The 21,769-nt window shown below is 70.9% G+C and carries 25 protein-coding genes; 12 read left to right on the top strand and 13 right to left on the bottom strand.

What is annotated here, in order from left to right; genetic code table 11:
• Position 1 precedes the first annotated feature (1 nt).
• Complete coding sequence (locus tag CF8_RS07755) at positions 2 to 703, bottom strand: GntR family transcriptional regulator (protein WP_036492548.1); 702 nt, start codon at positions 701 to 703, stop codon at positions 2 to 4.
• Positions 704 to 928: 225 nt separating this feature from the next.
• Here CF8_RS07755 and CF8_RS07750 point away from each other — a divergent pair, with 225 nt between their 5' ends.
• From CF8_RS07750 to CF8_RS07735, 4 genes are read left to right on the top strand one after another with little or no spacing between them, the layout of a single operon-like run.
• Positions 929 to 2,086, top strand: a complete 1,158-nt coding sequence (locus CF8_RS07750; protein ID WP_010832577.1) for an NRAMP family divalent metal transporter — start codon at positions 929 to 931, stop codon at positions 2,084 to 2,086.
• An 11-nt stretch (positions 2,087 to 2,097) separates the two neighbouring features.
• Complete coding sequence (locus CF8_RS07745) at positions 2,098 to 2,862, top strand: LamB/YcsF family protein (protein ID WP_198017015.1); 765 nt, start codon at positions 2,098 to 2,100, stop codon at positions 2,860 to 2,862.
• Positions 2,859 to 3,470: a 5-oxoprolinase subunit B family protein gene (locus CF8_RS07740; RefSeq protein ID WP_010832575.1), complete on the top strand. Its 612-nt coding sequence runs from the start codon at positions 2,859 to 2,861 to the stop codon at positions 3,468 to 3,470. The genes CF8_RS07745 and CF8_RS07740 overlap by 4 nt, the downstream gene beginning before the upstream one ends.
• The gene (locus CF8_RS07735; RefSeq protein ID WP_010832574.1) at positions 3,467 to 4,342 is read left to right on the top strand and encodes a biotin-dependent carboxyltransferase family protein; all 876 of its coding nucleotides are present in this window, start codon (positions 3,467 to 3,469) and stop codon (positions 4,340 to 4,342) included. Before CF8_RS07740 ends, CF8_RS07735 begins: the two co-directional genes overlap by 4 nt.
• 11 nt (positions 4,343 to 4,353) lie before the next feature.
• On the opposite strand, the gene CF8_RS20810 is transcribed toward CF8_RS07735, so the two are convergent.
• The 5 genes from CF8_RS20810 to CF8_RS07710 all read right to left on the bottom strand — a co-directional run bounded on the left by CF8_RS20810 (position 4,354) and on the right by CF8_RS07710 (position 8,985).
• The gene (locus CF8_RS20810) at positions 4,354 to 5,232 is read right to left on the bottom strand and encodes an SH3 domain-containing protein (RefSeq protein ID WP_010832573.1); all 879 of its coding nucleotides are present in this window, start codon (positions 5,230 to 5,232) and stop codon (positions 4,354 to 4,356) included.
• Between the two features lie 143 nt (positions 5,233 to 5,375).
• Positions 5,376 to 6,512, bottom strand: a complete 1,137-nt coding sequence (dusB, locus tag CF8_RS07725; protein WP_010832572.1) for a tRNA dihydrouridine synthase DusB — start codon at positions 6,510 to 6,512, stop codon at positions 5,376 to 5,378.
• Positions 6,513 to 6,549: 37 nt separating this feature from the next.
• On the bottom strand, positions 6,550 to 7,188 hold the full coding sequence (locus CF8_RS07720) for a hypothetical protein (RefSeq protein WP_010832571.1): 639 nt from the start codon (positions 7,186 to 7,188) through the stop codon (positions 6,550 to 6,552).
• A 22-nt stretch (positions 7,189 to 7,210) separates the two neighbouring features.
• Complete coding sequence (locus tag CF8_RS07715) at positions 7,211 to 8,611, bottom strand: glycine--tRNA ligase (protein ID WP_010832570.1); 1,401 nt, start codon at positions 8,609 to 8,611, stop codon at positions 7,211 to 7,213.
• Between the two features lie 53 nt (positions 8,612 to 8,664).
• Positions 8,665 to 8,985, bottom strand: coding sequence for an antibiotic biosynthesis monooxygenase family protein (locus tag CF8_RS07710; RefSeq protein ID WP_010832569.1), 321 nt, complete (start codon positions 8,983 to 8,985; stop codon positions 8,665 to 8,667).
• 60 nt (positions 8,986 to 9,045) lie between these two features.
• Between CF8_RS07710 and CF8_RS07705 the strand changes: the two genes are divergently transcribed.
• Genes CF8_RS07705 through CF8_RS07690 form a run of 4 tightly spaced genes read left to right on the top strand, consistent with a single transcriptional unit; the run spans position 9,046 to position 12,161 of the window.
• Complete coding sequence (locus CF8_RS07705; protein ID WP_010832568.1) at positions 9,046 to 9,969, top strand: metal ABC transporter substrate-binding protein; 924 nt, start codon at positions 9,046 to 9,048, stop codon at positions 9,967 to 9,969.
• Positions 9,963 to 10,751, top strand: coding sequence for a metal ABC transporter ATP-binding protein (locus CF8_RS07700; RefSeq protein WP_010832567.1), 789 nt, complete (start codon positions 9,963 to 9,965; stop codon positions 10,749 to 10,751). The genes CF8_RS07705 and CF8_RS07700 overlap by 7 nt, the downstream gene beginning before the upstream one ends.
• The gene (locus CF8_RS07695; RefSeq protein ID WP_010832566.1) at positions 10,748 to 11,761 is read left to right on the top strand and encodes a metal ABC transporter permease; all 1,014 of its coding nucleotides are present in this window, start codon (positions 10,748 to 10,750) and stop codon (positions 11,759 to 11,761) included. The genes CF8_RS07700 and CF8_RS07695 overlap by 4 nt, the downstream gene beginning before the upstream one ends.
• Complete coding sequence (locus CF8_RS07690; protein ID WP_051204151.1) at positions 11,748 to 12,161, top strand: Fur family transcriptional regulator; 414 nt, start codon at positions 11,748 to 11,750, stop codon at positions 12,159 to 12,161. Before CF8_RS07695 ends, CF8_RS07690 begins: the two co-directional genes overlap by 14 nt.
• Here CF8_RS07690 and CF8_RS07685 read toward each other — a convergent pair.
• The 5 genes from CF8_RS07685 to CF8_RS07665 all read right to left on the bottom strand — a co-directional run bounded on the left by CF8_RS07685 (position 12,158) and on the right by CF8_RS07665 (position 17,330).
• The gene (locus CF8_RS07685) at positions 12,158 to 12,934 is read right to left on the bottom strand and encodes an isoprenyl transferase (protein ID WP_010832564.1); all 777 of its coding nucleotides are present in this window, start codon (positions 12,932 to 12,934) and stop codon (positions 12,158 to 12,160) included. The two genes, CF8_RS07690 and CF8_RS07685, sit on opposite strands and share 4 nt — an antisense overlap.
• A gap of 26 nt (positions 12,935 to 12,960) precedes the next feature.
• On the bottom strand, positions 12,961 to 13,689 hold the full coding sequence (gene recO, locus CF8_RS07680; RefSeq protein WP_010832563.1) for a DNA repair protein RecO: 729 nt from the start codon (positions 13,687 to 13,689) through the stop codon (positions 12,961 to 12,963).
• Between the two features lie 53 nt (positions 13,690 to 13,742).
• Positions 13,743 to 14,603, bottom strand: coding sequence for an alpha/beta fold hydrolase (locus CF8_RS07675; protein WP_010832562.1), 861 nt, complete (start codon positions 14,601 to 14,603; stop codon positions 13,743 to 13,745).
• A 45-nt stretch (positions 14,604 to 14,648) separates the two neighbouring features.
• On the bottom strand, positions 14,649 to 16,391 hold the full coding sequence (leuA, locus tag CF8_RS07670) for a 2-isopropylmalate synthase (RefSeq protein WP_036490494.1): 1,743 nt from the start codon (positions 16,389 to 16,391) through the stop codon (positions 14,649 to 14,651).
• Between the two features lie 108 nt (positions 16,392 to 16,499).
• Positions 16,500 to 17,330 (bottom strand): class I SAM-dependent methyltransferase, encoded by an 831-nt coding sequence (locus CF8_RS07665; RefSeq protein WP_010832560.1) that lies wholly within the window; start codon positions 17,328 to 17,330, stop codon positions 16,500 to 16,502.
• A gap of 60 nt (positions 17,331 to 17,390) precedes the next feature.
• Between CF8_RS07665 and CF8_RS07660 the strand changes: the two genes are divergently transcribed.
• From CF8_RS07660 to CF8_RS07645, 4 genes are read left to right on the top strand one after another with little or no spacing between them, the layout of a single operon-like run.
• Positions 17,391 to 17,876, top strand: coding sequence for a flavodoxin family protein (locus tag CF8_RS07660; protein ID WP_010832559.1), 486 nt, complete (start codon positions 17,391 to 17,393; stop codon positions 17,874 to 17,876).
• A 16-nt stretch (positions 17,877 to 17,892) separates the two neighbouring features.
• Positions 17,893 to 18,681, top strand: a complete 789-nt coding sequence (locus CF8_RS07655; RefSeq protein WP_010832558.1) for a septum formation family protein — start codon at positions 17,893 to 17,895, stop codon at positions 18,679 to 18,681.
• Positions 18,678 to 19,490: a septum formation family protein gene (locus tag CF8_RS07650; RefSeq protein WP_036492530.1), complete on the top strand. Its 813-nt coding sequence runs from the start codon at positions 18,678 to 18,680 to the stop codon at positions 19,488 to 19,490. Before CF8_RS07655 ends, CF8_RS07650 begins: the two co-directional genes overlap by 4 nt.
• Before the next feature lie 7 nt (positions 19,491 to 19,497).
• A complete protein-coding gene (locus CF8_RS07645) occupies positions 19,498 to 20,019 on the top strand; it encodes a GNAT family N-acetyltransferase (RefSeq protein ID WP_010832556.1) in 522 nt (173 codons plus the stop codon).
• Here the strand turns inward: CF8_RS07645 and era are convergent.
• Positions 19,995 to 20,996 (bottom strand): GTPase Era, encoded by a 1,002-nt coding sequence (gene era / locus CF8_RS07640; protein ID WP_010832555.1) that lies wholly within the window; start codon positions 20,994 to 20,996, stop codon positions 19,995 to 19,997. The genes CF8_RS07645 and era overlap by 25 nt on opposite strands.
• Positions 20,993 to 21,769: a siderophore-interacting protein gene (locus tag CF8_RS07635; protein ID WP_036490492.1), complete on the bottom strand. Its 777-nt coding sequence runs from the start codon at positions 21,767 to 21,769 to the stop codon at positions 20,993 to 20,995. Before CF8_RS07635 ends, era begins: the two co-directional genes overlap by 4 nt.

Below are 21,769 nucleotides of genomic sequence, written 5' to 3'. Positions count from 1 at the left end.
CCTAGCCCCGGGCACCGACGTCGTAGGCGTCGGCCAGCTGCGCCTCGGCGACGTCGAGATATCCCGCCAGCGTTCGCTCGGCCCCGGCGAGGTCGCCCGACTCGAGCAGCTCGAGGATCAGCCGGTTGTCGGCGAGGTAGGGCTGGTGGAAGGTCTGCGGTGCGGCCATGACGTGGAAGACGAGGCGGAGCTCGGCCAGCACGTGCTGCATGGACTCGTCGATGCGGGCGCTGCCCGCCAGTGCGGCGATCGCCTGGTGGAAGCGCATGTTGGCCGTGCCGACGTCGGCCCAGCGACCTTCATCAGCTGCCACTTCCCCGGCCTCGACGGCGGCGCGGACGTCGTCGAGCCCGTGCCCGCCGGCCCGGGCGATGGCCCCGCACTCCACGATCCGGCGGAAGCGGTAGAGGTCGCGGACGTCGTCGACGCTCAGCTTGCGCACGAACACGCCGCGGTTGAACTCGTGCACCAGGAGCCGCTCGTGGGTGAGCAGGCGGAACGCCTCGCGCAGCGTGTTGCGCGACACCCCCAGGGCAGCACAGATGTCCTCCTCCGAGAGCCGGGTGCCCGGCGCGAGCAGGCCCTCGGTGACGTGGGTGCGCAGCACGTCGGCCACGCGCGCGGCGGTGCTGGCGCGACCCAGCGCCGTACGCTCCGCGCCGAGTGCCTCGATCCATCCGTCCGACCCGTTCGCTGCTGCCACCGGACCCACCCCTTCCACGCTCCTCGCACCGCTGCGGCGGTGTCTCCTGCGCAGTGTAGGCCGATGAGGGTATTGACAGATTGTTGAACAATCCCTCATCGTGGTGTGACGCCGGTCTCAGCACCGGGATCCTCGACCGAAGGCACCGACATGGACCACGAGGCAACAGCAACGCAGCCCAGGCGGCCGGCCGCGGCAGCAGGGCGGGGCGCTCTCCTTGGCGCGATGTTCCTGATGGCGACGAGCGCGATCGGTCCGGGCTTCATCACCCAGACGACCGTCTTCACCGCGCAGCTCGGCGCAGCCTTCGCCTTCGCCATCGTCGTGTCGATCCTGGTCGACATCGCGGTTCAGCTGAACGTGTGGCGCGTCATCGGCGTCTCGGGCCTGCACGCCCAGGACCTCGCCAACAAGGTGCTCCCCGGCTCGGGCTACGTCCTCGCCGTCCTCGTCGTGCTGGGCGGCGCGGTCTTCAACATCGGCAACATCGGCGGCACCGCGCTGGGCATGAACGCCATGTTCGGCATGGACGTGAAGCTCGGTGGGGCGATCTCGGCGGCCATCGCCGTGGCCATCTTCCTGAGCAAGCGCGCCGGGGTCGCGATGGACCGGATCGTCGTCGTGCTCGGCGTGCTGATGATCTCGATGGTGCTCTACGTCGCGATCGTGTCCGACCCGCCCGTCGGCGAGGCCCTGCGCCAGAGCGTCCTGCCCGACGAGGTGAGCTTCCTGATCATCACCACCCTGATCGGCGGCACCGTCGGCGGCTACATCACCTACGCCGGCGCCCACCGTCTCGTCGACTCCGGCATCACCGGGACCGAGCACATCTCGATGATCACCCGCGGCTCCGTCACCGGGATCATCGTCACCGGCATCATGCGCGCGCTGCTCTTCCTCGCCGTCCTCGGCGTGGTGGCCGGCGGCGCCGTCCTCGCGACGGACAACCCGCCCGCCTCGGCCTTCCAGCACGCGCTCGGCGACGTCGGCGTCCGCATCTTCGGCGTCATCCTGTGGGCCGCCAGCATCACCTCGGTCATCGGCGCCTCCTACACCTCGGTCTCGTTCATGGCCGGCTTCATGGGCCGGCTGCGCGAGCAGCGCAACCTGCTGGTGGTCGGCTTCATCACCGTCTGCGCCGTGGCCTTCCTGGCGCTCGGCAAGGCACCGGTCACCCTGCTCGTGCTCGCCGGCGCGCTCAACGGGCTCATCCTCCCGGTCGGCCTCGCGATCATCCTGTGGGCGGCCGCCCGCCGCTCCGGCGACCTGCTCAAGGGCTACGCCTATCCGAAGTACCTCCTGGTGATCGGCATCCTGGTGTGGATGCTCACCGTCTACCTCGGCTGGAAGTCGCTCGGCGGCATCAGCGCGCTGTGGGGCTGAGGACGGTGCGCATCGACCTCAACGCCGACCTCGGTGAGGGCTTCGGCCAGTGGCGCCTCGGCGACGACGACGCACTGCTCGACGTCGTCACCAGCGCCAACATCGCCTGCGGCTTCCACGCCGGCGACCCCACCGTGCTGCGGCGGACGTGTGAACGGGCAGCCGAGCGCGGCGTCGTGATCGGGGCGCAGGTCGGCTACCGCGACCTGGCGGGCTTCGGGCGCAGGTTCATCGACATGGAACCGCACGACCTGACCAACGACGTGCTCTACCAGATCGGCGCCCTCGAGGCGTTCGCCCGCGTCGCGGGGACCAGGGTCAGCTACGTCAAGCCGCACGGCGCGCTCTACAACACGATCGTGCACCACGAGGCCCAGGCGGCTGCCGTCGTCGATGCCGTACGGCGATACGACCCCGACCTCGCCGTGCTGGGCCTGCCCGGCTCGGTGTGGTTGCGCCTCGCCGAGGAGGCCGGGCTGACCGTGGTCGCCGAGGCCTTCGCCGACCGTGCCTACACCCCGGAGGGCACGCTGGTCTCGCGGCGCGAGCCCGACGCGGTCCTTCATGACCCCGCGCTGGTCGCCGCTCGGTGCGTGCGGATGGCCACCGAGCGGCAGCTGGAGGCGGTGGACGGCTCGGTGATCGCTGTCGACGCCGGCTCCCTGTGCGTGCACGGCGACAGTCCCGGAGCCGTGCAGATGGCCACCGCCGTTCGCCGCGGGCTCGAGGAGGCGGGGGTGCAGATCACTCCCTTCGTCGAGGGACCACGGCCGTGAGGCTGCTGCCCTGCGCCGACACGGCGCTGCTGGTCGAGCTGACAGACCTGGACGAGGTGCTGGCGCTCTACACCGCGCTCGTCGACGATCCCCCCGACGGTGTCATCGACCTGGTGCCGGCGGCGCGCACGCTGCTGCTGCGCATCGATCCCGGGTCGACCGACGTCGGGCAGGTCGCGCGCTCGGTGCGACGCACCACGCCCCGGCGGGGGGCTCGGCCCGATGCGGGACGAGTCGAGATCCCGGTGCACTACGACGGTGAGGACCTCGCCGAGGTGGGTCGCCTCACCGGGCTGGGTGAACGCGGTGTCATCGACGCCCACACCGGCCGGGAGTGGACGGTCGCGTTCTGTGGCTTCGCTCCCGGCTTCGGCTACCTCGTGGGCGGCGACGAGCGACTCCGCGTCCCGCGCCGCAGCACGCCGCGCACCCGGGTGCCGGCCGGAGCGGTGGCGCTGGCCGGCGAGTTCGCCAGCGTCTATCCGCGGGAGTCGCCGGGTGGGTGGCAGCTGATCGGACACACGGAGGTCCGACCCTGGGACCTCGACCGCGACCCGCCCGCGCTGATGCTGCCCGGCGCCCGGGTCCAGTTCCTGGAGGCGTCATGAACAGCATCGAGGTGCTCGACGCGGGCCCCCTGACCACGGTCCAGGATCTCGGTCGCCCCGGTCTGGCGGCGCTGGGCGTCGGACAGTCGGGCGCAGCGGACGTCGCGGCGATGCGTCTCGCCAATCGCCTCGTCGGCAACGCCGAGCGCGCGGCGACGCTCGAGGTCACGTTCGGCGGCCTCCAGCTGCGCGCCCACGGGGGCGCCTGGGTCTCGGTCACGGGCGCTCCGTGCCCGATGAGCGTGGGTGGGCGCGCGGTGGCGCCGTACTCCGTGTTCTGGGTGCCGGACGGCGACGTGCTCCGTCTCGGCCTGCCCACGACCGGACTGCGCAGCTACCTGGCCGTGCGCGGGGGCGTCGAGGTGCGGCCCGTGATCGACTCGCGTTCGACCGACACCCTCTCGGCCGTCGGGCCTGCTCCGCTCGCCGCCGGCGATCGTCTGGAGATCGGCCACCGGCAGGCGGCGTTGTTGTCCGTCGACGTGGCGCCGGTGCGCCAGCCCGCGGCCGGTGACCTGCGTCTGCGGGTCGTGCTGGGCCCGCGCGACGACTGGTTCACTGGTGACGCGCGGCGGGCCCTGCTCGGCGAGCCCTACGAAGTGACCGCCGAGAGCAACCGCATCGGCATGCGCCTGGGAGGTACGCCGCTGGCGCGGTCGCGCACCGAGGAGCTGCCCAGCGAGGGGATGGTCTGCGGGGCACTGCAGGTGCCGCCGTCGGGCCAGCCCACGCTGTTCCTGGCCGACCACCCGGTCACGGGTGGTTATCCGGTGATCGCTGTCGTGGTCGCCGCCGACATCGGGCTGGCCGCCCAGGCGCGCCCCGGCCAGCGCTTGTTCTTCACCGAGGTGAAGGGGCCGGACCTCGGCTGAGGATCGTCAGGTCAGTAGACCGTGACGTGCACGTGGTCGTAGTGGTTGGCGGTGGTGGAGCCACGGTCGGACATGTAGCGCCAGCCCTCGCCACTGCGCTCCACGGACCACATCTTCTGGGAGTAGATGATGTATTCGATGCCCAGGGCGGAGTAGTTGGCACGCAGGAACTCCGCGATCTCCCACCCGGTGTCGCCACTGATCATGATGTCGATGGCGCGGCCCTCGCCGTGCTCGCCGTCGTTGCGCCAGGTGCCGTAGGACGTGATCTCGGGCCAGTTGGCGCACACCGCGTCGTGGATCTCGTAGAGGGACGCGCGGCCCGCGTCGATGACGGAGCCGTTGGTGCAGGCGCCGCCGAGCGACGGACCGGTCTCGGGCTTCTCGTCCGTGAGGTAGCCGGCGCTGACCCAGCGCGACTTGCCGTCGATGACGACCTCGACACGATCGTTGTCCTTGCGGCCGGTGAGGAGCACCTTCTCGATGCCGTCGAGGACGCCGAGCTTGTCGGCCTGCTTCTCCGGGCCGGACCACAGGTTGAGCTCGGTGGTGGTCCACAGCTTCGTGTCCGCGCGCTCGATCGCACGGAGCGTCGCCTTCTGCTCCTGCTTGGCCTCGCGCTTGGCGATCTTGCGTGCGAGCAGGCGGGACTCGGAGCGGGAGACGATGTCGTCCCGGGTGACGGCGTTGGACAGGGAGCCTGCGGCGGCGCTGATGTCTCCGGCGCCGGCACTGCTGGGGGTGGCCAGGAGGTTGTCGTTCTGCGGGGTCGCGGTCAGGACACCGAGGCTGACGGCGGACACCGTCGCCATGATGGCGATGGGTCCTGCGACCTGGATGGCCTTGGGGCGGCGGGCATTGGTTTCCCGCTTGTGGCGATGCTGAGCCACAGCGTTGGTCCTTTGCTGATCGTGTGCAGGGGCTGCGTCAGGCGCTCAAGCGGGGAAGGCGAGCACGAGACACGATTGACGAGTCAAGCACAGGTTCGTGGCCCTGTCCCATTTCCCGGCGGGTGTTGTGGAGGTGTTTCCGCTCACCCGCCGGTGACCTCGTTGGCGTCCTCACGCACGTGCAGGTCGCGTCCGTCGGTGTCGTCGAGCCACCCCTCCGGCAGCACGACGCGCTTGCGCGGAGCCCCCTGGCGACCACGCGGGGTGCCGAGCTCGCCGGTCGGGAACGGTGCGCTCGCGTCCAGCTCGGTGAGCAGGACCTCCAAGGTGGCCAGCGAGTCGATCAGCGCCAGCGAGCGGCGCAGCTCGCCCCCGGCCGGGAAGCCCTTGAGGTACCACGTGACGTGCTTGCGGAACTCCTTGCAGCCGCGCTCCTCCCCCATGTGCTCGCTCAGCAGCTCGGCGTGGCGGTGCATCATGCGGGCCACCTCGCCGAGGTTGGGCAGGGTGGACACGGCCTCGCCGTTGAACGCGGCCGCGAGGTCGCGGAACAGCCAGGGCCGCCCGAGGCAGCCGCGTCCGACCACGACGCCGGCCACCCCGGTCTCCTCGACCATCCGCAGCGCGTCGGCCGCCTCCCAGATGTCGCCGTTGCCCAGGACCGGGATGTCGACGGACTCGACCAGCTGTCCGATCGCGTCCCAGTCGGCGCTGCCGGAGTAGGCCTGCTCGACGGTCCGACCGTGCAGGGCGATCGCCGCCGCACCGGTCTCCTGCGCGATCCGCCCGGCGTCGAGGAAGGTGAGGTGGTCCTCGTCGAGTCCCTTGCGGGTCTTCATCGTCACGGGCACGTCGTACGCCGCTGCGGCGCCGACCGCAGCGGTGAGGATGTCCGCCAGCAGGCCGCGCTTCCACGGCAGCGCTCCCCCGCCGCCCTTGCGGGTGACCTTGGGGACCGGGCAGCCGAAGTTGAGGTCGACGTGGGCGACGCCGTAGTCACCGCACAGGATCTCGACCGCCTTGCCGACGTAGACCGGGTCGGTGCCGTACAGCTGGACGCTCCGGACGGACTCGAGCTCGTCGAAGACGAGCATCTTCTTCGTGGTCTCGTCGCCCTCGACCAGACCGCGCGAGGTGATCATCTCGCAGACGTAGAGCCCTGCGCCCTGCTCGGCACACAGGCGGCGGTAGGCCGCGTTGGTGATGCCGGCCATCGGCGCGAGCACGACCGGGGTCTCGATGGTCAACGACCCGAGGGTCAACGGGGTGGAGCGGGACATGCACCCATTCTCACCGGTCACCGCGGCGCACCACGATTCAGCGGCGCTTCCGCGCCGGCTCCTGCCCCCTCTTGCCCTTCTTCCTGACGGGCTTGTCGACCGTGAGGTCACCCGACCAGGTGATCGGCGCCACCTCCGTCGACGGCTGGAAGGTCACGGACTCGAACGTCGCCCCCGGCGAGCCGAAGAAGACGAGGCAGAGCTCCACCTCGCTGCCCGGCCCGAACGGCACCGGCAGCGGCCCCGAGTCGCACGGCCCGAATGCCCGGGCGAACCCCCAGGGCGGGCTCAGGACGCCGTTGGAGTCCTGGAGGTAGAGGGGCGCGTCGAGCCCGCCGAAGTCGACCTCTCCCTCGTTGGAGATGACCGCATCGACGTAGAACGGCTGGTTGGCCTCGGTGATCCCGGACCCGCCGAGACCGGCGAAGTCGCTGAAGTAACCCTCGCGGACGCGGTCGACGCTGATCGTCAGCGCGCCCGCCAGGCTGGTTGTCGGGGCCCACTCGACGGGCTGCACGTAGCCGAACGCCAGCCGGGTCGGCTCCGCCGGCACCGTGGGGGTCGGCGACGCGGTCGTCGGGACCACCGCGTCGGGCTCCGCTGACCGCGAGGCGCACGAGGTGAGCGAGCTGAGCGCGCACGCCAGCGCGAGGGGCAGGAGCGCACGACGCATCATGGCGTCATTGTGCCCGAGAGGATCAGCAGCCCAGCAGCTTCTCGGCGAAGTAGCGGCTGATGCCGTCGAGGCTCACCCGCTCCTGGCTCATCGTGTCGCGCTCTCGGACGGTGACGGCGTTGTCGTCGATGCTCTCGAAGTCGACGGTCACGCAGAACGGCGTGCCGATCTCGTCCTGGCGGCGGTAGCGGCGACCGATGGCCCCGGAGTCGTCGAACTCGACGTTCCAGTTCTGGCGCAGCTCGGTCGACAGGGCCTTCGCCTTGGGCGACAGGTCGGCGTTGCGGCTCAGCGGCAGCACCGCGACCTTGACCGGCGCGAGGCGCGGGTCGAGCTTGAGCACGACGCGCTTGTCGACGCCGCCCTTGGTGTTGGGGGCCTCGTCCTCGGTGTAGGCGTCGATCAGGAACGCCATCAGGCTGCGCGTGAGACCGGCCGCCGGCTCGATGACGTAGGGGATGTAGCGCTCGTTGCTGGCCTGGTCGAAGTAGGAGAGGTCCTTGCCGGAGAACTCGCTGTGCTGCTTGAGGTCGAAGTCGGTGCGGTTGGCGATGCCCTCGAGCTCCTCGAAGTCACGCCCGGAGAAGCCGAAGCGGTATTCGATGTCGACGGTGCGCTTGGAGTAGTGCGAGAGCTTCTCCGCCGGGTGCTCGAAGTGGCGGATGTTGTCGGGGTTGATGCCCAGGTCGACGTACCACTGCGTCCGCTGGTCGATCCAGTGCTGGTGCCAGTCCTCGTCCTCGCCGGGCTTGACGAAGAACTCCATCTCCATCTGCTCGAACTCGCGGGTGCGGAAGATGAAGTTGCCGGGGGTGATCTCGTTGCGGAACGACTTGCCCATCTGGGCGATGCCGAACGGCGGCTTGCTGCGGCTCGTGGTCACCACGTTGGCGAAGTTGAGGAAGATGCCCTGGGCGGTCTCGGGGCGCAGGTAGTGCAGGCCCGACTCGTCCTCGATGACGCCGAGGTAGGTCTTGAGCATCATGTTGAAGTTGCGCGGCTCGGTCCACGCGCCACGGGTGCCGCAGTTGGGGCAGGCGACGAGCTCGTTGATGTTGACGGTGTCGGGGTCCTCGATGCCCTTCTTCGTCGCGTAGTCCTCCTGCAGGTGGTCCTCGCGGAAGCGCTTGTGGCACGACTGGCACTCGGTGAGCGGGTCGCTGAACGTCTTCAGGTGGCCCGAGGCCTCCCACGTCTTCGTCGGCAGGATGACGCTGGAGTCGAGGCCGACCACGTCGTCGCGACGGGTGACCATGAACTTCCACCACTGCCGCTTGATGTTCTCCTTCAGCTCGACCCCGAGCGGGCCGTAGTCCCACGCCGACTTGGTGCCGCCGTAGATCTCGCCGCAGGGGTAGACGAAGCCGCGACGCTTCGCGAGCGAGACGACGTTGTCGAGGGCGGTGGGAGCAGGCTTGGCCACAGTGAATCCTTGGGGTCGGCTGGCTGGCTGCCAGTCAGGAGATGAGCGAGCACTCAGCCTAGTGCGCGGGGCGAGGCGACATTGAGGTCGGTGCCTGGCTCGACGACTTCGTAGGCGCTCGGTTCGTCGAGCGCCCTGCTCAGGAGGGGTACGGCGTGCATCTTGACGTCGTAGGCCGACAGCGCGCGCCGATAGGCGCCGACGTGCTCCCATCGTGTCGAGAGCACCCACAGGTCGGGGTCGTCGACATTGCGCCCCAGGGTGCCGCGGACGTAGCCGGGCCGCGCGGCCAGCGCGGCGTGCGCGACCTCCATGTCGCGGCGGAACGCGTCGACCTCGGCTGCGGGGACACGGAAGCGGGAGACGACGAGCACGGTCGAAGGGTACTGCCACCCATTTTGACAACGATTCTCAGCAAAGCGAGAATCATTCTCATGTTGACCGGTTCTCGCGCCCTCGTCGCCCTCACCCTCGCTCCGCTGCTGCTCACCGGCTGTGCCGGGGGCACCGAGGCGGGCAGCGACGACCACCGGGCGGTGGCCGCGTTCTATCCGCTGCAGTGGGTCACCGAGCAGGTGGCCGGCGAGACGTGGCAGGTCACCGGCCTGACCTCCCCCGGCGCCGAGCCGCACGACCTCGCCCTGGGGATCTCCCAGACGCTCGCCCTCGACGAGGCCGACGTCGTGGTCTTCCAGCACGGCTTCCAGCCCGCCGTGGACGAGGCCGTCGACAACGTCGGCGACGCCACCGTGGTCGACGCCGAGCAGGTGATCGACCTGCTGCCGGCCGAGGAGGGTCACGAGCACGAGGAGGAGACCGACGCCGAGCACGCCGAGCACGGCGACTCCGACCCGCACTTCTGGCTGGACCCGCTGCGGATGGCCGACCTCGCCGACGCAGTCGCCGAGGCGCTGACCGAGTCCGATCCCGACGGCGCCGGCGACTACACGGCCAACGCCGAGGCGCTGCGCGCTGACCTCGAGGAGCTCGACGCGACGTACGCCGAGGGCCTGGCGTCCTGCGAGCGCGACCACGTCGTCGTCAGCCACGACGCGTTCGGCTACCTCGAGCGCTACGGACTGCACTTCGAGGGCATCGCCGGGCTGACCCCCGACGCCGAGCCCGCCCCGGCCGTGCTCGCCCACCTCCAGGACCTCATCGCCCGCGAAGGCATCACCACGGTCTTTTCCGAGCGCCTCGCCTCCCCCGCGATGGCCGAGTCGCTGGCCGGCGACGCCGGGGTCGAGACCGCGGTGCTCGACCCCCTCGAGGGACCCGGCGACGACGGTGCAGGCAGCGACTACGTTGCTCTCATGGAGCAGAACCTGACGGCCCTCAAGGTGGCCAACGGATGTTGAACGCCCTCGGCGCACCGGTCGTGGAGGCGCAGGCGGTGACGGTCACCATCGGTGGCCGGCCGGTGCTGCGCGGCAACGACCTGACCGTGCGCGAGGGTGAGTTCGTGGCCCTGATGGGTGCCAACGGCTCGGGCAAGTCCACCCTGGTGCGGGCCCTGACCGGGCTGCGTCCGCTGACCCAGGGGTCGGTCCACCTCTTCGGCACGCCCTTGGAGGACTTCCGCGACCGCAGCCGCATCGGCTTCGTCCCCCAGCGCGCGACCGCCGCCGGCGGTGTCCCGGCGAGCGTGCGCGAGGTCGTCGCCTCGGGTCGGCTGACCCGGCGGCGCCTGCTGCGCCTGCCGAGCCGCGCCGACCGTACGGCGATCGACGACGCCCTCGAGGTCGTCGGTCTGGCCCATCGGGCTCACGACGGCGTCTCCACGCTGTCCGGCGGGCAGCAGCAGCGGGTGCTGATCGCCCGGGCCCTCGCGGGCCAGCCCGACCTGTTCTTCCTCGACGAGCCGACCGCGGGCGTCGACCTCCCCAACCAGCACGCGCTCGCCGCTGCCCTGCGCACGCTCTCCGAGCGCGGCGCGACGGTGGTGCTGGTCGCCCACGAGCTCGGCCCGATGGCGTCGCTGGTCGACCGCTCGGTCGTCATGCGCGACGGCCGGATCGCCTACGACGGACCTCCCCTCTCCGAGCAGGCCGTGCACGGGCACCACCACCCGGCTCCGGGCCGCCACGACCACGTGCCGCACGTGGGCTCGCCCTTCGACACCTTGGAGGGCGGCCGATGAACCTCCTCGACCTGCTCGGCCACGACTTCATGCAGCGCGCGCTGCTCGCGGCGCTCTTCACCGGCCTGGCCGCACCGGCCATCGGCACCTTCCTGGTGCAGCGGCGGCTGGCGCTGCTCGGCGACGGCATCGGCCACGTCGCGGTCACCGGCGTGGCGCTCGGGCTGCTCACCGGCACCTCTCCGACCTGGACCGCGGTCGTCGTGGCCATCCTCGGTGCGGTGGCGATCGAGGTCATCCGCGAGCTCGGGCACACCAACGGTGACGTGGCGCTGGCCCTGCTGTTCTACGGCGGTCTCGCCGGCGGCGTGCTCATCACCGGGCTGGCCGGTCAGGGCGCCAACAAGCTGCACTCCTACCTCTTCGGCTCGATCACGAGCCTGTCCGACGCGGACGTCTGGTTCACCATCGGGCTCGGCGTCTGCATCGTGGCCATCACGCTCGGGCTGCTCCCGCAGCTGTTCGCCGTCGCCTCCGACCCCGAGTTCGCCCAGGTCGCCGGGCTGCGCGTGCGCGGCTACAACCTCCTGGTCGCTGTGCTCGCCGCCGTCACGGTCACCGTCGCGATGCGCACCGTCGGCCTGCTCCTCGTCTCCGCCCTGATGGTCGTGCCGGTCGCCACGTCCCAGCAGCTGGCCGGGTCGTTCCGGTCGACGCTGGCCGGCGCGATGGGCGTCGGCGGCCTGGCCGCGGTGGGCGGCCTGCTCATCGCCGCGTCGTTCCCGGTCGGCATCACCGTGGCGCCGGGGCCGACGATCGTGCTGCTGGCGCTGGCCATGTTCGCCTCGACCTGGCCGATCGGCGTCTGGTTGCGGCACCGCCGCCGGGTCCGGGCACCCTTCCCCGCCGTACCGGACGACGGGCACGACCACCACGTCATCGAGGACGGCCACGCCCACGTGCACGGGGACGACTGCGGGCACCCGGCCGTGCAGCACGGCGACCACGTCGACTACGTCCACGACGGCCACCGGCACGCGCCCCACGGAGAGCACTATGACGAGCACTGAGCGCACGGATCGCCCGACCATGCGACCGACGCGGCAGCGGACCGCCGTGGTCGAGGCGATGACGTCCTTCGACGACTTCCGCTCCGCGCAGGACATCCACGACCTGCTCGGCAGGGGAACGACCCCGGTCGGCCTGGCCACGGTCTACCGCACGCTGAACGCGCTGGTCGAGGCCGGCGAGGTCGACATGCTCCGCACCGAGGACGGCGAGGCGATCTACCGCCGCTGCTCGGAGACCCACCACCATCACCTGGTGTGCCGCGAGTGCGGTGCCACCATCGAGGTCGAGGGGCCCGCCGTCGAGCGCTGGACCCGCACGATCGCCGCCGAGCACGGCTACTCCGACGTCGCGCACACCCTGGAGATCTTCGGGACCTGCGCCGCCTGCCGGCGGGCCTAGAAGTTGGGCGCTGCTCCGCCGTACCGCCGGTCGCGGCCGGCGTAGATCTCGATCGCGCGCCACAGGTCGCGACGGTCGACGTCGGGCCACAGCACGTCGGTGAAGACGAACTCGCTGTAGGCCGCCTGCCAGAGCATGAAGTTGGAGAGCCGCTGCTCCCCCGACGTCCGCCAGACCAGGTCGGCATCGGCCAGCTCGGGGACGTAGAGGTGGCGGGCGATCGCGCGCTCGTCGATCTTGTCGGGCTTGATCTTCCCGGCGGCGACCTCGCGGGCGACACCGCGCACGGCGTCGACCAGCTCGGAGCGGCCGCCGTAGTTGACGCACATCGTCAACGTGCAGACGTCGTTGTCCTTGGTCAGCTCCTCGGCGACCTTGAGCTCCTTGATCACCGACTTCCACAGCCGCGGCGCGCGCCCGGCCCAGCGCACCCGCACCCCGAGCTCGTGCATCTCGTCGCGGCGCCGGCGGATCACGTCGCGGTTGAAACCCATCAGGAAGCGCACCTCGTCGGGCGAGCGCGACCAGTTCTCGGTCGAGAAGGCATAGGCCGAGATCGCCTTCACGCCGATCTCGATCGCGCCCTCGACGACGTCGAAGAGCGAGCTCTCACCCTGCTCGTGACCGGCGGTGCGCGGCAGGCCACGGTCCTTGGCCCACCGGCCGTTGCCGTCCATCACGATCGCGACGTGCCTCGGCACGAGATCGGCGGGTACGGCGGGTGGTCGCGCGCCGCTGGGGTGCGGGGTCGGCCGGCGGACGGATCGGTTCACGGGCGAAGACTAACGAGCGTGCTCGCTCAGCGCTCGACGTACGCCATCGAACGCAGTCCGCGCTCGAGGTGCCAGGCGAGGTACGCGGCGACCAGCGAGCTCGCCTCGCGCAGGTGGCGGGGGTCTGTGGCACCGACGCACGCCCAGTCGCCGGTGAGCAGCGCGGAGAGGACGCGGATCGTCTCGTGGGCGGGCGAGGCGGAGCCGGGGATCTTGCACGTCGTGCAGAGCACGCCGCCGGCCGACGGGTTGAAGTAGCGATGGGGACCCTCGACGCCACAGCTCGTGCAGTGGTCGAAGGACGGCGCATAGCCGGAGACGGCGAGCGAGCGGAGGAGGTAGGAGTCGAGGACCTGGTTGGCGGCGTGCTCCTCGGCGGCCATCGCGCGCAGCCCGCCGACGAGCAGGAGGAAGTGCTGGACCGAGGGCTGCTTCTCCTCGGTCACCAGCCGCTCGGCGGTCTCGAGCATCGCGGTGCCGGCGGTGTAGCGCTCGTAGTCGAGGCCGAGCCGCGCGTGGAACGGGTCGATCGTCTCGGCCTGGGTGATCGTGTCGAGGTTGCGGCCCTCGGCGAGCTGGAGGTCGACGTGCATGAACGGCTCGAGCCGCGAGCCCCAGCGCGAGGTCGTGCGGCGCACTCCCTTGGCAACGGCGCGCACCCGCCCGTGCTGACGGGTCAGGAGGGTGATGATGCGGTCGGCCTCGCCCAGCTTGTGGGTGCGCAGCACGATCGCCTCGTCGCGATAGAGAGGCACGGAGCCATTCTCCCCCATCGCCGGGCCGGCGCCGGGATCTGCGGGCCGTGACCTCAGGTGGCGCGGCGGCGCGAGCGCTTCGGGGTCTCCCAGCAGGACGTCGCGAAGTCGACCGCGAGGGCGGTGAGTCGCTCGGGCCGGGCGCGCCACTCCAGGATGGAGCGAGCGCTCACGAAGGTCGCGTTGGGCATCTCCTCGGCCACCATGGCGGCGTCCGCGGCGGGGTGGATCGGGTCGGCCGGGTGGCCGATGACCAGCGCCGGGACGGTGATCGCGCGGCGCTGTCGCGACGAGGGTGCGATCCGGCCGAAGAAGATGCCGTGGACGGTGGCCGCCATCGGCTCCGCGCGCTGGTTGCAGGTGTCGAGGACGATGCCGGCCCAGAACGGCACGATCCCGCGCGGGATCGGCCGGGTCACCCAGCGCAGCGCCGAGACCGTCAGCGGCAGGAACCTGGCGGTGAACAGCAGCGGGCCGAAGGTCATCAGCCCTGCCTCGAGGCCGTTGTCGAGGACGGGCATCTCGAGCAGCAGCCCCTTGACCCGCCCCGGTGCGAGCACCGCGACCTCGAGGGACACGTTGGCCCCCAGGCTGGTGCCGCCGACGACTGCCCGGTCGACGCCGAGGTGGTCGAGCAGCGCGACGACCTGCTCGGCGAAGGCCGTCATCGAGTAGACCAGCGGGTCCGCCGGACGGTCCGAGCGGCCGTGGCCGAGCAGGTCGAGGGTCACCACGTGCAGGCCATGGCCCGCGAGCGCACGCGCCAGCGGCTGGTGCATCCGGCGCGGCATCAGCTGCCCGTGCAGCAGCACCACCCAGTGGTCGCCGGAGCCGTACTCGGTGTACTCCAGTCGGTCCCGACCGCTGTCGGGGTGACTCAGGAAGAACTGCCCAATGCGCTCGGAGACCAACATGGCCCGAATCTAGGTGAAATCTCCGCGGTTTCGCGGGACGTCCACCTAGCGGTTGGCGCGGTTGACCGCGCTGATCACGGCCTTGAGGCTCGCGGTCACGATGTTGGCGTCGAGCCCGACCCCCCACAGGACGTGGTCGCCGACCGCGCACTCGACGTAGGCCGCGGCGATCGCGTCGCCACCGGCGCTGAGTGCGTGCTCGTGGTAGTCGAGTACCCGCACGTCGAAGGAGTCGTGGTCGGCGCGCTGCACCGCGTTGATCGCGGTGACGAAGGCCGACAGCGGGCCGTTGCCCTCTCCGGACAGGGCATGCAGCTCACCGTCGACGTAGACGCCGACGTTGAGCTGGTCCTTCTCCCCCTCGGCGCTGGAGGTGTGCACGGAGTCGAGCTTGAGCGGGGCCTCGCGCTCGAGGTACTCGGTCGAGAACGTCTCCCAGATCTGCTCCGGGCTGACCTCGCCGCCCTCGGAGTCCGTGTGGGCCTGGATGACCCGCGAGAACTCGATCTGCGCGCGTCGCGGCAGGTCGAGCTTGTGGTCGTTCTTGAGGATGTAGGCCACGCCGCCCTTGCCGGACTGGCTGTTGACGCGGATCACCGCTTCGTAGGACCGGCCGACGTCCTTGGGGTCGATCGGCAGGTAGGGCACGGCCCACGGCTGCTCGTCGACCGGCACGCCCGCGCGCGCGGCGTCGCGCTCGAGTGCCTCGAAGCCCTTCTTGATCGCGTCCTGGTGGGAGCCGGAGAACGCGGTGTAGACGAGGTCGCCGCCGTAGGGGTGGCGCTCGGCGACCGGCAGCTGGTTGCAGTACTCGACCGTGCGGCGGATCTCGTCGATGTCGCTGAAGTCGATCTGCGGGTCGATGCCCTGGGTGAACAGGTTGAGGCCGAGCGTCACCAGGCACACGTTGCCGGTGCGCTCGCCGTTGCCGAACAGGCAACCCTCGATCCGGTCGGCGCCGGCGAGGTAGCCGAGCTCGGCCGCCGCCACCGCCGTACCGCGATCGTTGTGGGGGTGCAGCGAGAGGAGGACGAACTCGCGGCTGCGCAGGTGGCGCCCCATCCACTCGATGGAGTCGGCATAGACGTTGGGCGTCGCCATCTCGACGGTCGCGGGCAGGTTGATGATGACCGGCTTGTCGGCCGTCGGCTTCCACACGTCGATGACGGCGTTGCAGACGCGGACGGCGTACTCCAGCTCGGTGCCGGTGTAGGACTCGGGCGAGTACTCGTAGTAGATCTCGGTGTCCGGCAGCAGCTCTTCGTACTTCTTGCAGATCTCCGCGCCGCGTACGGCGATGTCGAGGATGCCCTCCTCGTCGAGACCGAACACCACGCGCCGCTGGAGGGTGGACGTCGAGTTGTAGAGGTGCACGATGGCCTGCTTGGCGCCGCGCAGGGACTCGTAGGTGCGCTCGATCAGCTCCTCGCGCGCCTGGGTGAGGACCTGGATGACGACGTCATCGGGGATCAGGTCCTCCTCGATCAGCATCCGCACGAAGTCGAAGTCGGTCTGGCTCGCCGCCGGGAACCCGACCTCGATCTCCTTGTAGCCCATCTTCACGAGGAGCTCGAACATCTTCTTCTTGCGGGCGGGGCTCATCGGGTCGATGAGCGCCTGGTTGCCGTCGCGGAGGTCGACCGCGCACCAGCGCGGGGCCTGGCTCATCCGCTTGGTCGGCCAGGTGCGGTCGGTCAGGTCGACCGGGATGAACGGCTCGTAGCGCTGGTGGGGCATGCCACTCGACTGCTGCGGGTTGCGGTCGTGTGCTGGGCTGCTGGAGATCATGACGGTGTCCTCGAACTGGTGTGGGTGGTGCCGGCGCGCACACACTCTCCGCAGCGAGGGGTCCGGCTGGTCAGGCCCCGCTGCGGCAGCGAAGAAGGAGGCTGCGCGTCATGATGAGGACAGCCTAGCCCCGTCGGGTTCACGACGAAAAGTTGTCCCGGCATCGTGAGACGCGACCCGTCCTCGCACCGCGAACGCGACGGCGGTGATCTCGAACGGACCGTCGCCGAGCTGGGCCCGGCAGTGCTCGCGCAACCGCTGCACGCCCGCCTCGTCGAGGGCCGCGACCGCCTCGCCGATCGGACCGACGCCGTGGAGGTAGGGCTCCCACCACTCCTCGAAGTCCGGGTGGGTGACGGTGACCGCGAGCTCGGTGCCCTCGACGTCGTGCAGTCCGGCCCCGACGAAGAGCTCCTCGAGCTGGCCGGCAGCCCCGCCCGGCAGCGACCGCTCGCCCGACGGAGCCGCCTGCGCGGGGCCGACCGCTGCGAGCGCGGACCACACGGGCGCCATCGGGGCGCGCTCGCCGGCGAGGTCCCACACCGTCGCGCCGACCCAGCAGCCCGGACGGGTGACCCGGGCCATCTCGGCGATGCCTGCCGCGGGGTCCGCCATGAAGTGCACGACGAGACAGGCGCCTGCGAGGTCGAACGACGCATCGCCGTACGGCAAGGACTCGGCGCTGCCCTGGCGCACGTCGACGACGGGGAACCGCTCCCGGCACGCGTCCACGAAGGAGGGCGACGGATCGACGGCCGAGACCCGGCCGGCCCCGAGACGCTGCACGAGGTGCTCGGTCCAGGCGCCGGGGCCGCAGCCGACGTCGAGGGCACGCTCCCCGGCCCGCACGTCGAGCCAGTCGGTCAGCGCACCGGCCAGCGGTCGCGAGTAGCGCCCCATGAACCGGTCGTATGCCTCGCCTGCCACGTCGAACGTCACGGCATCCGACGCTACTCCTGTGCCCGCCCCGAGTGGCCTGTTCTCTTCTAGGCTGACGGCATGGCCCGACTCCTGATCGTCCACCACTCCCCCACCCCGACGGTGAGCGCGCTGACCGAGGCCGTGGTCGCGGGCGCCGGCGACGAGGCGATCGAGGGTGTCGAGGTCGTGGTGCGCGAGGCGCTCGCGGCCAGCGCGGACGACGTGCTCGCCGCCGACGGCTACCTGCTCGGCACGACCGCCAACTTCGGCTACATGTCCGGCGCGCTCAAGCACTTCTTCGACACGATCTTCCTCCAGGCCGGCGGCGCGCTGGCCGACGACGGGTCCGCGGGGTCAGCGACCGGCGGCCGCAAGCCCTACGGGCTGTGGGTGCACGGGCGCTACGACACGACCGGCGCCGTGCGGTCGGTCCAGTCGATCGTGCAGGCCCTCGGCTGGCAGCAGTCGGCCTCCGTGCTGGAGGTCCTCGGCGACGTCGGCGACGAGGAACGCGCGTCCGGCTACGAGCTCGGGGGTACGATCGCGGCGCTGCTGAGCGAGTGACGAGACGGGGAGACACATGGCCGAGCGCCTGCTGACGGTTCCCCTCCTCACCCTGCTGCTGCTCGCCACTGCGTGCTCCCAGGACACGGGCGCGGAGGACGCGACCTCGGTGGCGGCTCCCGAGCTCGGCGCCTGCCGCCTGTTGGCTCCCGATGACGTCGCCGCGTCGGCCAACTCCGCCCCCACCGTCGACTGCGCGGAGGACCACACGGCCGAGACCTATGCCGTCGGGCCGCTGCCCTCCGAGCTCGACGACGCGGCGTACGACGATCCCGACATCGGTGCCTTCGCCTATCAGACCTGCACGCGGGCGTTCATGAACTTCCTGGGCGCCGACGAGAGCCTGGCGATGCGCACGCTCTTGTCGTGGGCATGGTTCCGCCCGTCCGAGGAGGCGTGGGACAACGGCGCGCGCTGGTACCGCTGCGACCTCGTCGGCGGCACGGAGGAGGCGACCGAGTTCGTCACGCTGCCCGAGACGGCCGAGGGGCTGATGTCCTCCGGCGTGCCGGACGACCAGTGGATGTCGTGCGTCGACGGCGAGGCCGTGCCCGGCGCACCCCGGATCCCCTGCAGCGAGGACCACACGTGGCGCGCGGTGACCACGATCAAGGTCGGCGCCGAGGGCGACCCCTATCCCGGTGACCGGCTCGTCGAGGTCACGTCGCGCGACTACTGCGACGACTCGGTGAGCGCCTGGCTCGGCTACCCCTTGCAGTACAAGTTCGCCTACACGTGGTTCCACGAGGCCGAGTGGAAGACCGGCAACCGGCGCTCGATCTGCTGGGCCTGGACGACGACATGAGACCCATCGCCGTGCTGCTCCTGGCGATCGTGCTGGCGGGCTGCACCGATCCCGCACCGCCCGTCCCGTCGTCCTCCCCGTCCCCCTCGGCGTCCTCGTCCGAGCCGTCAACCACCGCGACCTCCTTGCCCCCGCGTCCGGTCCGCAACGGCTGCCACCGCCTGAGCTACCGGCAGGCCGTCGCGCCCGTCGTCGGCGGCACCGACGTCTCGTGCAGGAAGCCGCACACGTCGCAGACCTACAAGGTCGGCAGGCTCTCTCTCCTCTCCGACGGCCACCTGCTGGCGGTCGACTCCCCGTCGGTCCAGGACGCCGTGGCGACCTCGTGCACCTCGCTGCTGGGTGCCCACGTCGGCGGCTCGCCGGAGGACCTGCGCCTGAGCATGGTCCAGGCGGTCTGGTTCACACCGTCCGTCGAGGAGGCGGCCGCGGGCGCGGACTGGTTCCGCTGCGACGTCGTCGCCCTCGCGAGCGATGGCCGGCTCGCTCCGCTGCCCCGGTCCTCAGCGGGTCTCGTGGGGTCGTCCTCCCGCTTCGCGATGTGCGGTACGGCGACGCCGGACGCTGCGTCGCACCGGCGGGTCACCTGCTCGGCGAAGCACTCGTGGGTGGCCGTCGCGACGGTGGCCCTCACCGGGAAGTCCTATCCGTCCGCCGTCGAGGCCAGCACGCAGATGGAGTCGGCCTGTCGCGCCGCCGCCCGCTCGCGCGCCGACGACCCGCTCGACTTCACCTGGTCCGAGGAGCGCCCGTCCCGCGCCCAGTGGGACGCCGGCCAGCACCACGGCATCTGCTGGGCACCCGCGTGAGCCCGGCATGAGCATCGTCGAGCTCGGACCCGAGGACTGGCAGGAGTGCCGCGCCATCCGGTTGCGGGCGCTCGCCGACGCCCCGGACGCCTTCTCGGTCATGCTCGCGGACGCCGAGCAGCGACCCGACGAGCTGTGGCGCGAACCCCTGTCGCTTCCCGGCCCGACCATCGCCGTACGCACCGCCGGCGGGCTCGTCGCGATGGGCGGCGGCTACCTGCCGCCCGAGCAGCCCGACGTGATGATGGTGTGGGGCATGTGGACCGCCCCCGAGGCCCGCGGTCGCGGTCACGCCCGCTCCCTGGTCGCCTGGCTGCTCGACTGGGCGCAGGACCACGGGATCAGCACCGTCGAGCTGCACGTCACCGAGGGCAACGACGCCGCGCGCGCCCTCTACGAGAGCTGTGGTTTCGTCGCCACCGGCGAGTGGGGATCGCTGCGCGAGGGCTCGCCGCTCCGGATCGAGCTGCTCAGACGATCCAGCACCCGCGCATCAGAAGACACTCAGAAGCCGAGCTTGCGCAGCTGACGCGGGTCGCGCTGCCAGTCCTTGGCGATCTTGACCTGCAGGTCGAGGTAGACCGGGGTGCCGAGGAGCGCCTCGATCTGCTTGCGGGCGGCGGTGCCGACCTCGCGCAGGCGGGCGCCCTTGTGGCCGATCATGATCCCCTTCTGCGAGTCGCGCTCGACGTAGAGGTTGGCGTAGATGTCGAGCAGCGGCTTGTCGTCGTCGCGGCCCTCACGCAGGCCCATCTCGTCGACCAGGACGGCGATCGAGTGGGGCAGCTCGTCGCGGACGCCCTCGAGCGCGGCCTCGCGGATCAGCTCGGCGACGAGGACGGCCTCGGGCGCATCGGTCAGGTCGCCGTCGGGGTAGAGCGGCGGTCCCTCGGGCAGGAGCGCGAGGAGCAGGTCGGCCAGCAGGCTGACCTGGTCGCCCGAGACGGCCGAGACCGGGACGATCTCGGCCCACTCGGTGTCGGTCTCGGTGCCGAGCGTGGCGATGTCGAGGAGGTGCTCGCCGAGCTGCTCGGGGGTGACGAGGTCGGTCTTGGTCGCGACCGCGATCTTGATCGTACGGCGGACCTTGCCGAGCTCCTTGACGATGAACCGGTCTCCGGGACCGATCTTCTCGTTGGCCGGGAAGCACACCGCGACCACGTCGACCTCGGCCCACGTCGTCTTCACCAGGTCGTTGAGCCGCTCGCCGAGCAGGGTGCGCGGACGGTGCAGGCCGGGGGTGTCGACCAGGATCAGCTGGCCGTCCGGTCGGTGCACGATGCCGCGCACGACCGTGCGGGTCGTCTGCGGCTTGGAGGACGTGATGACGACCTTGGAGCCGACGAGCGCGTTGGTGAGCGTGGACTTCCCCGCATTGGGCCGGCCGACGAAGCTGGCGAAGCCGCTGCGGAAGCCCTCGGGACGGGTGCCGTAGATCGGGCCCGCGGGCTCGATCCCGCTGACGTCGAAGTCCTTGTCCCGCTCACTGTCGTGCTCGTTGCTCATTCGGTCTTCTCTCGTGCTGCGTCGTAGTCGGCCCAGATCTGCTCGTCACTCTTCCCTGCCGCCTTGCCGGCGCGCCAGATGGGTCCCGGATCGACCGCGCGGGGCTGCCGCTTCTGGCCACCGCCGCGCCAGTAGCCCATGACGTCGTACGCCGCCGACGGCAGCTGTCGCTCCCGCATGAGGTGCTTGCGGATCGCCCGCATCTGGGCCGACTCCCCCGCCATCCAGAAGTAGCCGGACCCCTCCGGCCAGTCGATGGCGGTGACGATGTCCGACGTCGCGGTCTCCAGGCCGTCGGGCGGCGTGGACCAGCTGACGTCCCCGTCGACGTACGCACGGATCGGCTCGTCGGGCGTCTCGACCCACGCCGTGACCGGGACCGACACCGTCTCCATGATCCGCGCGACCGCGGGCAGGGCGGTGAGGTCGCCGACGAGCAGCAGCCACGAGGCGTCGGCGGGCATCGCGAAGGAGCCCTTCGGCTCGCTCACCGTGACCACGTCGCCGACGCAGTCCGTCGAGGCCCACTCGGTGACCAGGCCGTGCTCGTGGACGACGATGTCGAGCGTGAGCTCGGCCCCGTCCCACGCACGCACGGTGTAGTAGCGCATCTGGAACTGGCCGGGGATGACGAGCGCGACCCACTCGTCGGGGATGCCGGTCGAGGCGAACTCCGCGAGTCCGGGACCGCCGAGGACGAGGCGCACGAAGTGCGACGAGAGCTGCTCCCGTCGCACGACCTGCGCCTGGAACTGCCTTGCTCGGGTGCTCAC

This window comes from Nocardioides sp. CF8, assembly GCF_000389985.1.
GTDB lineage: Bacteria > Actinomycetota > Actinomycetes > Propionibacteriales > Nocardioidaceae > Nocardioides > Nocardioides allogilvus.
This window is presented reverse-complemented; position numbering and strand designations above follow the sequence as displayed.

Bases quoted from the DNA above. Each gene is read 5' to 3' on its own strand.
- CF8_RS07655 (WP_010832558.1), top strand. From the start codon at position 17,893: ATGGCCGAGCGCCTGCTGACGGTTCCCCTCCTCACCCTGCTGCTGCTC.
- CF8_RS07700 (WP_010832567.1), top strand. From the start codon at position 9,963: ATGTTGAACGCCCTCGGCGCACCGGTCGTGGAGGCGCAGGCGGTGACG.
- leuA (WP_036490494.1), bottom strand. From the start codon at position 16,391: ATGATCTCCAGCAGCCCAGCACACGACCGCAACCCGCAGCAGTCGAGT.
- CF8_RS07675 (WP_010832562.1), bottom strand. From the start codon at position 14,603: ATGTTGGTCTCCGAGCGCATTGGGCAGTTCTTCCTGAGTCACCCCGAC.
- CF8_RS07660 (WP_010832559.1), top strand. From the start codon at position 17,391: ATGGCCCGACTCCTGATCGTCCACCACTCCCCCACCCCGACGGTGAGC.
- CF8_RS07750 (WP_010832577.1), top strand. From the start codon at position 929: ATGTTCCTGATGGCGACGAGCGCGATCGGTCCGGGCTTCATCACCCAG.
- era (WP_010832555.1), bottom strand. From the start codon at position 20,996: ATGAGCAACGAGCACGACAGTGAGCGGGACAAGGACTTCGACGTCAGC.
- CF8_RS07650 (WP_036492530.1), top strand. From the start codon at position 18,678: ATGAGACCCATCGCCGTGCTGCTCCTGGCGATCGTGCTGGCGGGCTGC.
- CF8_RS07705 (WP_010832568.1), top strand. From the start codon at position 9,046: ATGTTGACCGGTTCTCGCGCCCTCGTCGCCCTCACCCTCGCTCCGCTG.
- CF8_RS07690 (WP_051204151.1), top strand. From the start codon at position 11,748: ATGACGAGCACTGAGCGCACGGATCGCCCGACCATGCGACCGACGCGG.
- dusB (WP_010832572.1), bottom strand. From the start codon at position 6,512: ATGTCCCGCTCCACCCCGTTGACCCTCGGGTCGTTGACCATCGAGACC.
- CF8_RS07720 (WP_010832571.1), bottom strand. From the start codon at position 7,188: ATGATGCGTCGTGCGCTCCTGCCCCTCGCGCTGGCGTGCGCGCTCAGC.
- CF8_RS07695 (WP_010832566.1), top strand. From the start codon at position 10,748: ATGAACCTCCTCGACCTGCTCGGCCACGACTTCATGCAGCGCGCGCTG.
- CF8_RS07735 (WP_010832574.1), top strand. From the start codon at position 3,467: ATGAACAGCATCGAGGTGCTCGACGCGGGCCCCCTGACCACGGTCCAG.
- CF8_RS07645 (WP_010832556.1), top strand. From the start codon at position 19,498: ATGAGCATCGTCGAGCTCGGACCCGAGGACTGGCAGGAGTGCCGCGCC.